The organism is Rhodococcus sp. NPDC127593 (assembly GCF_042671975.1).
Classification (GTDB): Bacteria; Actinomycetota; Actinomycetes; order Mycobacteriales; family Mycobacteriaceae; genus Rhodococcus_F.
On record NZ_JBHXWI010000006.1, the window covers coordinates 71602 to 84342 of the forward strand.

The 12741-nt window shown below is 66.3% G+C and carries 17 protein-coding genes; 4 read left to right on the forward strand and 13 right to left on the reverse strand.

Annotated features, from left to right (window positions below; all coding sequences use genetic code 11):
- Positions 1 to 10: 10 nt before the first annotated feature.
- From ACFVJ3_RS07020 to mrf, 11 genes are all read right to left on the reverse strand, one after another.
- A complete protein-coding gene (locus ACFVJ3_RS07020; protein WP_378451382.1) occupies positions 11 to 688 on the reverse strand; it encodes an MspA family porin in 678 nt (225 codons plus the stop codon).
- 73 nt (positions 689 to 761) lie between these two features.
- Positions 762 to 1445 (reverse strand): MspA family porin, encoded by a 684-nt coding sequence (locus ACFVJ3_RS07025; RefSeq protein ID WP_378451383.1) that lies wholly within the window; start codon positions 1443 to 1445, stop codon positions 762 to 764.
- Between the two features lie 245 nt (positions 1446 to 1690).
- Positions 1691 to 2368 carry an MspA family porin gene (locus ACFVJ3_RS07030; protein WP_378451384.1) on the reverse strand — a complete coding sequence of 226 codons (678 nt, stop codon included), beginning with the start codon at positions 2366 to 2368 and terminating at the stop codon, positions 1691 to 1693.
- A gap of 73 nt (positions 2369 to 2441) precedes the next feature.
- Positions 2442 to 3125, reverse strand: coding sequence for an MspA family porin (locus tag ACFVJ3_RS07035; RefSeq protein ID WP_378451383.1), 684 nt, complete (start codon positions 3123 to 3125; stop codon positions 2442 to 2444).
- 664 nt (positions 3126 to 3789) lie between these two features.
- On the reverse strand, positions 3790 to 4350 hold the full coding sequence (locus ACFVJ3_RS07040; RefSeq protein WP_378451385.1) for a molybdenum cofactor biosynthesis protein B: 561 nt from the start codon (positions 4348 to 4350) through the stop codon (positions 3790 to 3792).
- Entirely contained in the window at positions 4350 to 5897 is a 1548-nt protein-coding gene (locus ACFVJ3_RS07045) for a trypsin-like peptidase domain-containing protein (protein ID WP_378451386.1), read from the reverse strand. Before ACFVJ3_RS07045 ends, ACFVJ3_RS07040 begins: the two co-directional genes overlap by 1 nt.
- Positions 5898 to 6020: 123 nt before the next feature.
- The gene (locus ACFVJ3_RS07050; RefSeq protein WP_378451387.1) at positions 6021 to 7499 is read right to left on the reverse strand and encodes an ATP-binding protein; all 1479 of its coding nucleotides are present in this window, start codon (positions 7497 to 7499) and stop codon (positions 6021 to 6023) included.
- Positions 7499 to 8185 carry a response regulator transcription factor gene (locus ACFVJ3_RS07055; protein ID WP_378451388.1) on the reverse strand — a complete coding sequence of 229 codons (687 nt, stop codon included), beginning with the start codon at positions 8183 to 8185 and terminating at the stop codon, positions 7499 to 7501. The genes ACFVJ3_RS07050 and ACFVJ3_RS07055 overlap by 1 nt, the downstream gene beginning before the upstream one ends.
- 69 nt (positions 8186 to 8254) lie before the next feature.
- A complete protein-coding gene (locus tag ACFVJ3_RS07060; RefSeq protein WP_378451389.1) occupies positions 8255 to 8863 on the reverse strand; it encodes a trimeric intracellular cation channel family protein in 609 nt (202 codons plus the stop codon).
- Between the two features lie 108 nt (positions 8864 to 8971).
- Positions 8972 to 9226, reverse strand: coding sequence for a type B 50S ribosomal protein L31 (locus ACFVJ3_RS07065; protein WP_378451390.1), 255 nt, complete (start codon positions 9224 to 9226; stop codon positions 8972 to 8974).
- Positions 9223 to 10488: a ribosome hibernation factor-recruiting GTPase MRF gene (mrf, locus tag ACFVJ3_RS07070; RefSeq protein ID WP_378451391.1), complete on the reverse strand. Its 1266-nt coding sequence runs from the start codon at positions 10486 to 10488 to the stop codon at positions 9223 to 9225. Before mrf ends, ACFVJ3_RS07065 begins: the two co-directional genes overlap by 4 nt.
- 97 nt (positions 10489 to 10585) lie before the next feature.
- On the opposite strand from mrf, the gene rpmB reads away from it, so the two are divergent.
- From rpmB to rpsR, 4 genes are read left to right on the forward strand one after another with little or no spacing between them, the layout of a single operon-like run.
- Positions 10586 to 10822 (forward strand): 50S ribosomal protein L28, encoded by a 237-nt coding sequence (gene rpmB / locus ACFVJ3_RS07075; RefSeq protein ID WP_378451392.1) that lies wholly within the window; start codon positions 10586 to 10588, stop codon positions 10820 to 10822.
- Positions 10822 to 10989 (forward strand): 50S ribosomal protein L33, encoded by a 168-nt coding sequence (gene rpmG, locus ACFVJ3_RS07080; RefSeq protein ID WP_160094064.1) that lies wholly within the window; start codon positions 10822 to 10824, stop codon positions 10987 to 10989. Before rpmB ends, rpmG begins: the two co-directional genes overlap by 1 nt.
- Before the next feature lie 12 nt (positions 10990 to 11001).
- On the forward strand, positions 11002 to 11307 hold the full coding sequence (gene rpsN / locus ACFVJ3_RS07085) for a 30S ribosomal protein S14 (RefSeq protein ID WP_005259913.1): 306 nt from the start codon (positions 11002 to 11004) through the stop codon (positions 11305 to 11307).
- A 9-nt stretch (positions 11308 to 11316) separates the two neighbouring features.
- Positions 11317 to 11571, forward strand: coding sequence for a 30S ribosomal protein S18 (gene rpsR / locus ACFVJ3_RS07090; protein WP_009478875.1), 255 nt, complete (start codon positions 11317 to 11319; stop codon positions 11569 to 11571).
- A gap of 61 nt (positions 11572 to 11632) precedes the next feature.
- Here the strand turns inward: rpsR and ACFVJ3_RS07095 are convergent, their stop codons facing one another.
- Positions 11633 to 12238 carry a DUF305 domain-containing protein gene (locus ACFVJ3_RS07095; RefSeq protein ID WP_378451393.1) on the reverse strand — a complete coding sequence of 202 codons (606 nt, stop codon included), beginning with the start codon at positions 12236 to 12238 and terminating at the stop codon, positions 11633 to 11635.
- 71 nt (positions 12239 to 12309) lie between these two features.
- A complete protein-coding gene (locus tag ACFVJ3_RS07100) occupies positions 12310 to 12699 on the reverse strand; it encodes a DUF6153 family protein (protein ID WP_378451394.1) in 390 nt (129 codons plus the stop codon).
- Positions 12700 to 12741 lie beyond the last annotated feature (42 nt).

Consider the following 12741-nt stretch of genomic DNA (forward strand, 5'->3'; position numbering starts at 1 on the left):
GGAACGAATATCAGCCGATGCTGAAGGGCTGTCCCCACAGGGTGACGGTGCTGCTCACGTTGTCCGTCTCGACGGACACGTTCACGTACGACCGTGCCTGCGCGTAACCGGCGCAGCCGTTCACGCCGAGGGTCGAGTCGGCCCAGGTGACCGAACCGTCGGTACCCTCGAAGCTGTTGTATGCCGAGTGCGACTCTCCGCCGTAGGCGTCGGCCGACTCGAGGTCGAGGATGTCGACGCTGACGGCCTCACCGGGGCCGAGGGTGATACCCGCGCTCGTGCCGCCGTCGACAGGAACCGAAACGGTACCGTCAGCATTCACCACCGGAGTCGAGCCGGCTTCACCGCCTGCCTCCGCACCGAAGTCGACCTGGCAGGCCAGGACGTAACCCGGCTGGATGTCGGCACCGGTCGCTCCGGCGCCGTCCAGGTGGACGGAGGCCTTGCCGTTGACCCAGACGTTACGGTGCAACGGAGTCGAACCCATCGACGGCGAAACGTTCGCGCTCTCATCGGTCAGGTTCACCGTCACCACGGTGCCGTCAGCCAACGTCTGCGTGATCGAACCACCAGGCAGCGGAATGAACGTGTCGGCGCTCGCCGCACCGACGGAAAAGAAGCCCATGGTCGCGGCAGCAGCGGCACCGACCGCGGCCAGACGCACACCGTTCTTACGGTTGATGATCATTGTTCCCCTCTCAGGGATAGAAACCTCGCGCACGCGAGAAAGTGGGTGGGAAGAACTGCGAAAGAGACCGAAATCAGCCGATGCTGAACGGCGCACCGTACAGAACGGTCTTCGAGTAGTCGTTGCCCACGATCTCCACGACCGAGTACGAACGAGCCTGCGCGAATCCACCGCACTTCTGCACCTGCAGCTCCGCATCCTGGTACTGCAGCGCGTACACGCCGTCCTTCTTGATGTCCTTGCCACCCAACGGCACGTACTTGATCTCACCCGAAGCCAACGGAACCGTCAGACCCGCACTCGCCGACAACGAATCGAGACCCAGACTGAACGACGGGTTCGCCGACAGACCGGTGATATCCACCTGGCAACCCACGATGTACCCGGTCGACACCCGCGAAACACCATGCGTCGTCGACGCATTCGTACCGTTGTAGGTACCCGCATTGTTCGTCGTCGAGTTCGCGTCCGGAACGTCGGTGACGTCCTTGATGCCCTTGACATCGGCAACGACGGTGCCCGACACCCAGGCCACACGACCGACGCCATTGGCAGCCAGCGACGGCGACGACAGAGCGCTCTCCGCAGTACGCGTCAACGTCACATTCGGACCGGCCTTCGAACCATCAGGCAGCGGGATGAAAGTATCCGCGCTCGCCGCACCAGTGGACATCAAACCGAGTGCAACAGCCGCAGCAGCACCCAGGCCTGCAATACGGGCGCCACGGCGCAGGCCGGACTTGCGGTTCTCGCTCATTCGTTCCCCTCATCAGGCGTGGTTGCTCCGACCTTCGGAGAAGACCTACGACCTAGCGAGGTCCAAAGTTAGAGCATTCGAGTCTGAAACGTAATATCCGGAACGGTGCATTTACGTAAGTGTTACCAGACATAAAGGCGCGTTATTTGCGCGTAATAGCGCATTTTTGACGCGCCAAAAATCGGGGCGCGAGTATTACCGCGCCCCGATTCCGGGTAATTCCTACTTGTTTATGGAGAAAGCAATCAGCCGATGCTGAAGGGCTGTCCCCACAGGGTGACCGTGCTGCTGACGTTGTCGGTGCTGACGGCAACCTTGACGTAGCTGCGCGCCTGGGCGTAGCCGGCGCAACCGCTCACTCCGAGGGTCGAGTCGGCCCAGGTGACCGAACCGGTCTTGCCCGTGAACTTGTTGGCACCGGAGTGCGACTCGGCGCCGTAGGCGTCCTTCTTCTCGAGGTCGAGAATCGTGACGTTCTTCGCCTGGCCGGGGCCGAGGGTGATTCCGGCGCCGGTGGCACCCGTGACCGGAATAGAGACGGTGCCGTCGTCGGCGACGGACGGCGTCGAGCCCGTCTTGCCGTTGGCGCTGGCACCGAAGTCGACCTGGCAGGCCAGGACGTAACCCGGGGTGATCGAGGCTCCCTTGGCTCCGGCGCCGTCCAGCGTGACGGAGGCCTTGCCGTTGACCCAGACGTTACGGTGCAACGGAGTCGAACCCATCGACGGCGAAACGTTCGCGCTCTCATCGGTCAGGTTCACCGTCACCACGGTGCCGTCAGCCAACGTCTGCGTGATCGAACCACCAGGCAGCGGAATGAACGTGTCGGCGCTCGCCGCACCGACGGAAAAGAAGCCCATGGTCGCGGCAGCAGCGGCACCGACCGCGGCCAGACGCACACCGTTCTTACGGTTGATGATCATTGTTCCCCTCTCAGGGATAGAAACCTCGCGCACGCGAGAAAGTGGGTGGGAAGAACTGCGAAAGAGACCGAAATCAGCCGATGCTGAACGGCGCACCGTACAGAACGGTCTTCGAGTAGTCGTTGCCCACGATCTCCACGACCGAGTACGAACGAGCCTGCGCGAATCCACCGCACTTCTGCACCTGCAGCTCCGCATCCTGGTACTGCAGCGCGTACACGCCGTCCTTCTTGATGTCCTTGCCACCCAACGGCACGTACTTGATCTCACCCGAAGCCAACGGAACCGTCAGACCCGCACTCGCCGACAACGAATCGAGACCCAGACTGAACGACGGGTTCGCCGACAGACCGGTGATATCCACCTGGCAACCCACGATGTACCCGGTCGACACCCGCGAAACACCATGCGTCGTCGACGCATTCGTACCGTTGTAGGTACCCGCATTGTTCGTCGTCGAGTTCGCGTCCGGAACGTCGGTGACGTCCTTGATGCCCTTGACATCGGCAACGACGGTGCCCGACACCCAGGCCACACGACCGACGCCATTGGCAGCCAGCGACGGCGACGACAGAGCGCTCTCCGCAGTACGCGTCAACGTCACATTCGGACCGGCCTTCGAACCATCAGGCAGCGGGATGAAAGTATCCGCGCTCGCCGCACCAGTGGACATCAAACCGAGTGCAACAGCCGCAGCAGCACCCAGGCCTGCAATACGGGCGCCACGGCGCAGGCCGGACTTGCGGTTCTCGCTCATTCGTTCCCCTCATCAGGATTCATGCAAGTTCCCAGCCCCGACGATCGAAGCTGAGGAGTGGTCCATTTCGGGCCCAGCGCAGTATTCGCAGCAAAGGTGTCCGCAGAGTTAACTGCGGACGACCAGTTGCCGGAATTTCGACACTAGAGACAAACCTCACAAGGAGGCTCGTCCGGGCAACGACGTGGCACCACGCCCCGCCCTCCATCTTCGTACTGACTCGTCAGGGACATTAACCCGAGCTAAGAACCTGGGCAACGTGATCAGCTCGTGACGCAATTGTGATGTGCCTCACAAAGTTGAAAACGAAACATTACCTACGGGTAGCCCCGCTTTGGATTCTCGTGAACGAAAGCGGCCGTACCAGTAGTTTTCCGAGCGCAATTTTTTCCGTTACTGCCGACAACACTTAGATTCATCCAGATTTCAATCAGGCGTCTACCCGTGATGAGGGGGAACCTGACGCCGAATCCACTCCTCGGACTCATTGCGTTTGTCCACATACTGAGATGCCTCGTCCTGTCCGCGTTCGTCCGCGGTGGTGTCGGGGAAGACGTCCCCGAAGATGCGTTCGAGCCGGGCCCTGTCGATCGGGGCCCGGCTCGGAACTGCCTGCTCGTCGGGCTCGCTGTGCGAGTCCGGCTCGTCGGAACGAGAAATCGTCTCAGCCTTCCAGACCGGACAATTCGGAAATCACGTGCGCCGCGAGCGGCGTCAGGGTGGCCATGCCGTCCCGGACCGCGGCGCGGGAGGAAGCGAGGTTTACCACGAGTGTGCTGCCGGACACTCCGGCGAGCCCGCGGGAGAGGCCCGCGTCGAGCGAACCGGCGGCGAGACCGGAAGACCGGAGGGCCTCCGAGATTCCAGGAATCTCGCGGTCGAGGACCTCGGCGGTGACATCGGGGGCGACGTCACGCGGCGACACGCCGGTACCGCCGACGGAGACGACGAGGTCGACGCCTCCGATGACGGCGGTGTTGAGCGCGTTGCGGATCTCCACCTCGTCGGCCGCCACCGCCACGATGGCGTCGACGATGAAGCCGGCCTCGTTCAGCAGTTCTGTCACCAGGGGCCCGATGGAGTCCTTGCCGTCACCGTGAGCGGTGCGGTCGTCGACGATTACCACCAGCGCGCGGCCGGCCAGCGAGGCTTCGATTTCCATGGTCCCTACCGTAGTGGCCCCGTTCAGAACAGACTCGACCTGCCCGAGAATCCCCGTGTTCATCAGCGGCCACCCTGTTCGGCCGTTCCGAGCGTGACGTCGACGGTCTTGGTATTGGATCCGTTCCCGTCGGTGTAGGTGATCGACACATTGTCTCCCGGTGCGTGTGAACGGATGGCGGCGATGAGCGCGTCGCCACTGGTGATGACGCGGTCGTCGACCTCGGTGATCACCGACCCCTTCGGAATACCCGCCTTCTCCGCCGGGCTGCCCGCCGTGACCTCGACGACGGTTGCACCGTTGGCGGCGTCCTGCGACGGGACCTGGATCCCGATGACGGCCTGGGTGGCCTTGCCTGTCTTGACCAGCTCGTCCGCGATGCGCCGGGCCTGGTCGACCGGGATCGCGAAGCCGAGTCCGATGGAGCCGCTCTGCTCGCCGGCACCGGAACCGCCGATGCTCGCGATGGCGGTGTTGATGCCGATCAGCTGGCCGTCCATGTTGACGAGGGCGCCGCCGGAGTTGCCCGGGTTGATCGCCGCATCGGTCTGGAGGGCGTCGATGACGGTGTTCTGGTTGCCGGACTCGCCGCTGGTGGACACCGGGCGATTGAGCGCCGAGATGATGCCCTCGGTGACGGTCCCGGCCAGGCCGAGGGGCGACCCGATCGCCACGACCTGCTGTCCGACCTGCACGTTGCCGGACGTTCCCAGCTCGATCGGAGTGAGGTCGGTCTTGCCGTCCACCTTGATGACCGCGAGATCGGACACCGGGTCGGCGCCGACCAGCTTGGCGTCCGCCGTGCTGCCGTCCGAGAAGGCGACCGTCAGCTTGCCGCCCTTTGCTGCCGCGCCTGCCACGTGATTGTTGGTGAGGATCATGCCGTCGGACGAGATGACGATGCCGGATCCTTCTCCACCGGAACCGCCTGCCGTCGCCACCTCGATCTGGACGACGCTCGGGACCACCTTGTTCGCGACCGCCTGCACCGAACCTGCCGGTGCATTCGCGGCCGGGGTCGCGGTGTTGTTCTTGGGGGCGTCGAGGGAGTTGGTCACCGCGGCGCCGCTGCCGTTCCGGTCGGTTGCCAGGGAGCCCACGACGCCACCGATGCCACCGCTCACGAGAGCGAGCGCCACAGCGCCCACCACGATGGCGGTTCGGGCGGGACGCTTGGTCGCGGTCGCCGTCGATCCCTCCCCGGCCTGTCCGGGGCCCTGAAGGCCGGGGAACGGGCCCTGAGGCGCCCCGTGCTGCCCGACCCCGTGCTGGGCACCCGGGTGTCCCGGAGCGCCGTGCTGGGCACCCGGGTGTCCCGGAGCGCCGTGCTGGGCACCCGGGTGTCCCGGAGCGCCGTGCTGAGGCTGCCCGAACTGCTGGGCGGGCTGCTGCGGCGCACCGTACGGATTGCCCTGGGGGTACCCGGGCGCGCCGTAGGCCTGCTGACCCATCGGACCGCCCGCGGGGTTCTGCGGAGTGGCCGGAAACTGCTCGGTCGGGTGGTAACCCGGCGTCGACTGCGGGTGGGCAGGCTGTTCGGGCCGCGCGCCCTGGTCGCCACCGGCATTGTCGCGGCTGTTGCCGTCGTGACTGTCTCGATCTTCGGTCATCGCATCACTTCCATCTCCCGCGACCGCCCGCAGGGGGCAGTCGCACCGTCTCTGTGTACGAGAGTGCCCGGTGGGACTGAGAAGGTCCTGAGACCGGCCTTTGAGTTAGCCGAGACCCTGAGACTATTCCGCTTCGGGTTCACCCGGAAGGACGATCCGGATGAGCGCACCGCCCCGTTCGGAGACGTCGACGGCGATCGTGCCGCCGTGCTTGACCACCACCTGCCTGACGATCGCCAGACCCAGCCCGGAGCCGGGCATCGAGCGCGACGCCGTCGACCGGTAGAAGCGGTCGAACACCAGCTCCCGATCCTCCTCCGGAATGCCCGGTCCCGCGTCGTCGACCGTCAGCTCGAGAAGTCCGTCGCCTGCCGGTTGCATCGCGACGCGCACCTGCTCACCGGTGGGACTCCACTTTGCCGCGTTGTCGAGCACGTTGAGCACCGCCCGCGACAATCCCGCGTGGTCGCCGTACACGAACCAGGGAACGGTGACGGCGGTGAAGTCGATCTCGTTGCGCCGGCGGCGCGCCCGCTCGAGGCTCCGTTCCACCACTTCGCTGAGATCGACTCTCTCGAAGATGGTTTCCGGTGCGTCCTCGCGGGCAAGGTCCACGAGATCGCCCACCAGCTGCGAGAGTTCCTCGATCTGCGCCACCACGTCGGTGCGCAGTTCGGCCATGTCCTCGTCCGGAATATGCGGTGCGCCAGGACGACTCGACGCGATCAGCAATTCCATGTTGGTGCGCAACGAGGTGAGCGGCGTCCGCAGTTCGTGTCCCGCGTCGGCGACGAGCCTGCTCTGCCGCTCCCGCGATTCCGCGAGCGCCCTCAGCATCGTGTTGAAACTCTCGGTGAGCCGGGCGAGTTCGTCGTTGCCCGTCACCGGCATGGGCGTCAGGTCGTCCGTCCGTGCCACCCGTTCCGTGGCGGCGGTGAGCCGGGCGATCGGACGCAGACCGGTGCGCCCCACCGTCGTTCCGGCGGCGGCCGCGAGGACCACTCCGCACCCGCCGACGATGAACAGCACCCAGGCCAGGCGGTCCAGCACGGCGCCCGTCGGCGCCAGTCGCTGCGCGATCACCAGTGTGCTGCCGTCCTGGGTGCGCTCGGCCAGCACCCGCTGATTCTCCGCCGTCCGCAACGACGTGTCGCGCTCGCCGCGGGCCACGGACAGTTCGGGTTCACCGATGGGGACACTCGACCCCGGCGGTGTGTACGTGTCGAGGTCCGGGAAGATCAGCGCCACACTGATGTCCGTCGTGTACAGGGTCGCGCCCGCGATGTAGCGCGGATCGAACGTCACGAGATTGCTGTCGATGAGCGCCGACGCGCGGGTGCGCAGCTGGTTGTCCACATCCGCGTACAGAGCCCGCGACACCACGGCGTACGCCGCGATCGCCATGACGGCCACCGCGATGGCCACCACGGACGCAGCGAGCAGCGTCACCCGCCACCGCAACGACACCGACCGCGTCAACGGCATCGGAGGTCGCATCTCGGGCGGTAACGGAATCGGGCCTGTGGGGTACCGGGAAATGTGGTGCGAGTCGTGCTTCGCCGACCCCGACCTGTCGGCGGTCTTGTGGAACGGAACAGCCATCACGGAGGAGTCTCCCGCAGCACGTAGCCGACTCCGCGGACGGTGTGCAACAGGCGGATCTCACCGTCCGCCTCCGTCTTGCGACGCAAATACCCGATGTAGACCTCCAGCGCGTTGCCGGACGTCGGGAAGTCGTAACCCCACACCTCCTCGAGGATGCGTCCGCGGGTCAGCACCCGGCGCGGGTTGGCCATCAGCATCTCGAGGAGCGAGAACTCGGTGCGCGTCAGGCTGATGGACCGCTCGCCACGCGTCACCTCGCGAGTGACCGGGTCGAGCGTGAGGTCCTCGAACGTCATCTTCTCCGAGTCGATGCCCGGCTCCGGCGCGGCGCGGCGCAGCAGTGCACGCAGCCGGGCCAGCAACTCCTCCAGGGCGAAGGGTTTGGGCAGGTAGTCATCGGCTCCGGCGTCCAGACCCGACACCCGCTCCGACACGGAGTCGCGCGCCGTGAGGACGAGAATCGGCAGGTCGTCGCCGGTACTCCGCAGCCGTCGGCACACCTCGAGACCGTCCAGGCGCGGCATCATCACGTCGAGCACGAGCGCGTCGGGACGTGCGTTCGCCACCTTCTCGAGTGCATCGATACCGTCGACGGCCAGTTCCACCGAGTACCCGTTGAAGCTGAGAGAACGCCGCAAGGACTCCCTCACGGCGCGATCGTCGTCGACCACCAAAATGCGCATACCCGACAGTTTGGCCCGATCAACTGAGATATGTCTGAGAAGGGACCATCGAAGTGCCCTGTTGGCCAGTCACTCGAGGACGCGTGGACCCGGCAGACCCCAGTTCCGCCACAGCGCCAGCACCCGCAGCGCCGACGCGAACACCGTGCCCACCACCAGCGCCACATCGGTGCCCGAACCCCACTCGCTCACCGCGACCACCAGCGCCGAACCGAGCAGCGCCGGCACCGCGTAGAAGTCCCGCTGCAGCAGCAACGGGACCTCGTTCACCAGCACGTCGCGCAAGATCCCGCCGCCGATCGCCGCCGTCCCACCGATGAGGCACGACGCGAGCGGACTCGCCCCGTGGTCGAGCGCGATCACCGCGCCCGTGCTCGCGAACAGGCCCATGCCCAGAGCGTCGAGCACCAGGATCTCCCGGCGGAGTCGCCCGACAGTCGAATGCAGGAAGAACACCAGCAACGACATGCCGAACGACGTGCCGAGGTTCGGCCAGCTACCCAGCGACGTCGGCGGATGGATGCCCAGCAGGACGTCGCGGACGATGCCGCCACCGAGAGCGGTGAACACACCGACCACGCACACACCGAAGATGTCGAGTCGCTTCGTCACCCCAACCAGGGCGCCCGAGGCCGCGAACACCGCGATGCCCACCAGTTCCAGGATGTACAGCAGCACCCGCCAAGGTTCGCACGATCACCGTCACTTCCCGGCCGGGTCCCCCAATCCCAGCTTCACGGCCTTCGACCCGTGAGTACTTGTTAACCGCCCGCGGTTAACAAGTACTCACGGGCGCGTGCGCACTCCATAGCGGCGTTCGAACTTCTCGACGCGGCCCGCGGTGTCCATCACGCGCTGCGCGCCGGTCCAGAACGGGTGCGACTCGCTGGTCACGTCCACGACCACCAGCGGATAGGTGTTGCCGTCCGCCCATTCGACGGTGCGGTCGCTGGTTACCGTGGACCGCGTGAGAAACGTGGTTCCGGTGCTCGCGTCCTGGAACACCACGGGGTGGTAGTCGGGGTGGATGTCGGACTTCATTCGTGTCCCTCTCTCGATTCGGGTTCTGCGTAGGGTGATTCGCTGCTCTCGCAGGGATCTTCGTGGAACTGCCCGAACGGGTCGGGCCACGACCGCCATCCCGCTTCGTCCGCGAGTTCGTCGTCGGTGACGAGCGCCCACTGCAACGTGCGGTCGATCTCGGTGGGGTCGGCCGCGTGCACCAGCACCACCATCGACGTGTGCCGGTCACCGAAGCGCTCGTTCCAGCACAGCGCGGCCATCGCGCGGCGCGCAGTCGGGACCTGTTCCTGTTCCTCCGGGGTCATCGCGGCCAGCCAGCGGTCGGCACTGGCCACCCGCAGTCCCCCACCGGCCGACTCGAGCCACAGTGCCTCGTCCGGCTGCGTCGCGACCCACACGCGTCCGCGCGACGTGACGACACCGTCGAGGAGCACGTCCACGGCCTCGTGCAGCCGTTCCGGATGGAACGGCCGGGTGGCGGTGAACTCGACGAGCACGACGCCGCAGTCGTGGGACAGCGGCGGCTGCCCGCGCAGCAGCGGTGAGTGCGCGTGGGACGGCTCACCGCGCCGCGCGCCGGCCGGGATGTCGAGGATCAGGCGCTCGACGTCGAGCGCGTTCCCGCCCCAGACGATCGGCGCTCGAGGTGCCAGCCGGGCCAGGACGGCGTGGAGCCGGGCCTGCTGCCAGCCGTCGCCGGCACTGCCCGACACCACCAGGGCGTCGGCGAAGTCCACCTGCCCGACCGCGACCTGCGCGACGGTGCGGTCGTCGTCCAGTGCGTCGTCGCCGGTGGCGTCGGCCAGCCACGATGCCGCGTCGAGGCAGGTGACGACGCCGTCGACGCGAACGTCCCTCGATGCCGGACCGTCGATCTGCCCCACCACACCGGACACCGCCACGTGCTCGACCGCCCAGCACACCGCCTCGGGCTCGAGCCGGCGGTCGAGGTGCAGCACGATGCGCTGCACCGAACTGCGGGTGTGCAGGCGGCGGAGCAGCGGGAGAAGGTCGACGCGCAGCGTGCAGGAGATGCAGCCGTGCGCCAGTTCGAGGATGCCGCGGCGCTCGCGCGGCGCCCCCGACTCCAGCGTGGTGACGGTGCGGCGCACGACGCCTTCGTGCACGAGGTCGAGATCGTGATGCACGACGACGGTGCCTTCCCGGAGCAGCGACCGCGCCGTGTCCTCGGTGGGGCGGTTCCACCCGGACACCAGGATCAGCGGAGTCCGGCCGTCGAGTATCTCACTCACGAGCACCCTTTCGATAACGATTGTCATTACGTGGACAGAACGCTACATTGGAATCACGTCGTTGTCGAAAATGATTGTCATAACCTCTTGGGGCGCCCCCGCGAGAGGACAGAGAGGAACGCCCATGTCGGCGCACTGCCAGGTGACCGGACGCCAGCCAGGATTCGGCAAGTCCGTGTCGCACTCCCACCAGCGCACCAACCGGCGCTGGGATCCGAACATCCAGAAGAAGACCTACCTCCTGCCCAGCGAGGGCCGTCGGGTCACCCTCACGCTCTCCGCAAAGGGCATCAAGACCATCGACCGGGACGGCATCGAGGCCGTCGTCGCCCGAATCCGCGCCCGCGGGGAGAGGATCTGATGGCCGCCCGCAACGAGATCCGCCCGATCGTGAAGCTGAAGTCGACCGCAGGCACGGGATACACGTACGTGACCCGCAAGAATCGCCGCAACGACCCGGACCGCCTCGTGATGAAGAAGTACGACCCGCTCGTGCGGAAGCACGTCGATTTCCGAGAAGAGAAGTAGAAGACACCGCGCATGGCAAAGAAGTCGAAGATCGCGAAGAACGAGCAACGCAAGATCGTCGTGGCGCGCTGGGCCGAGCGCCGCGCAGAGCTGAAGGAGACCATCCGCCGTCCGTCGAGCAGCGAAGACGAGCGCGCCGAGGCCCGCGCGGCACTGCAGCGTCTGCCCCGCGACGCGAGTCCGGTACGATTGCGCAATCGAGACGCTGCGGATGGACGTCCGCGCGGCCACCTGAGGAAGTTCGGGCTCTCTCGCGTGCGTGTTCGCGAGATGGCGCACCGCGGGGAGCTGCCAGGCGTCCACAAGTCGAGCTGGTAAAGGAAGAAGATGGCAGTCAAGAGAGCACCGTCGAAGAAGCCGCGTCCCGTCGAGGGCCGCAAGCCCAAGAAGAACCCGTTGTTCGCGGCCAAGATCGAGCACGTCGATTACAAGGACATCAACCTCCTCCGCACGTTCATCTCGGACCGCGGCAAGATCCGTAGCCGCCGCGTCACGGGCCTAACCCCGCAGCAGCAGCGTCAGGTTGCCGTCGCCGTCAAGAACGCTCGCGAGATGGCTCTGCTGCCCTTCACGAGCCGGTAACTCACGTAGGCACCGAAAAGGCCGCGTAATCCTCGGATTACGCGGCCTTTCGTCATTCCGGTCAGCCGAGCGCGGCCTGCATGTCGGCGATCTCCCTCTGCTGGGCGGTCACGATGTCGGTGGCCATCTGCCTGGCCTCCGGGTTCTCACCGTCGGCGAGTTCGGCGTTCGCCATGTCGATCGCGCCCTCGTGGTGCTCGATCATCATGGTCAGCCATTGCCGGTCGAACTGCGTGCCCGACAGTGCCGTCAGTGCGTCCATCTGATCGGCCGGCATCATTCCGTCACCGTGGTTCATGCCGCGCATGCCGGACGTGTCGGACGTGTCGGACGTCGGAGCCGGTTGCCCCCACTGCTGGAGCCAGGTGGTCATCCGGTCCATCTCAGGCTGCTGCGCCGCCTTGATCGCGGCGGCGAAAGCGACCACGTCGGCGTTGTCGGTGTGGCCGGCGACCATGTCGGCCATCTCCACGGCCTGCGCGTGATGCGGGTACATCCCTCCCACGAACGCGACATCGGCGTCGTTGAACTGCGCCCTCGCTTCGACGGCGGACGTCGATGCACCGGACGTCGCCGAGGTGCCTGCCGAGTCGGTGCCGCAGCCGGCCAGGACGAGAGCCGCGCCTGCCGCGGCGGCGATCAGGGCGGTGATGGTGGTAGTACGCATGAGGAACTCCTCGAGATCGATTCGGGAAATGACAGTCGGATCCGCCGGGGCACAATGCCCCGGGCTCCCTGTCACACCCGCAGAATCGAGAGTTCCGCCAAAGAGAACACCGTCCACGGTGGTGGTCCGCGCCCCGACTGCACACGGTCGGCGCTCACCCGCGACCGTCGCGCGGCGGGATCCACGGAATGCCACCACAGCAACATCACCGACGTCAGCGCGGCGATCACCACGATCACGCCGGCACACTGATGTCCGGTGAGATGGGGTTGCTCGCAGCCGTCCCCGCCGCAATCGTGGGGGTCTTCGGCGTGGGACGCGGTGACCGACGGCTGCTCGTGCGCCGCGCCGATCGCGGTCGGCGCGATCAGACTGTGCATGAGGAGCACCCCGGCCGCGACGGCGATCAGCAGCGCGGCACGCGCCCCGACTGTGCGCCTCCGCCCGGCTGCCGTCTCCACACCGCCACTGTAACCGGACATACCCAGCGGGGGTACCCGGAC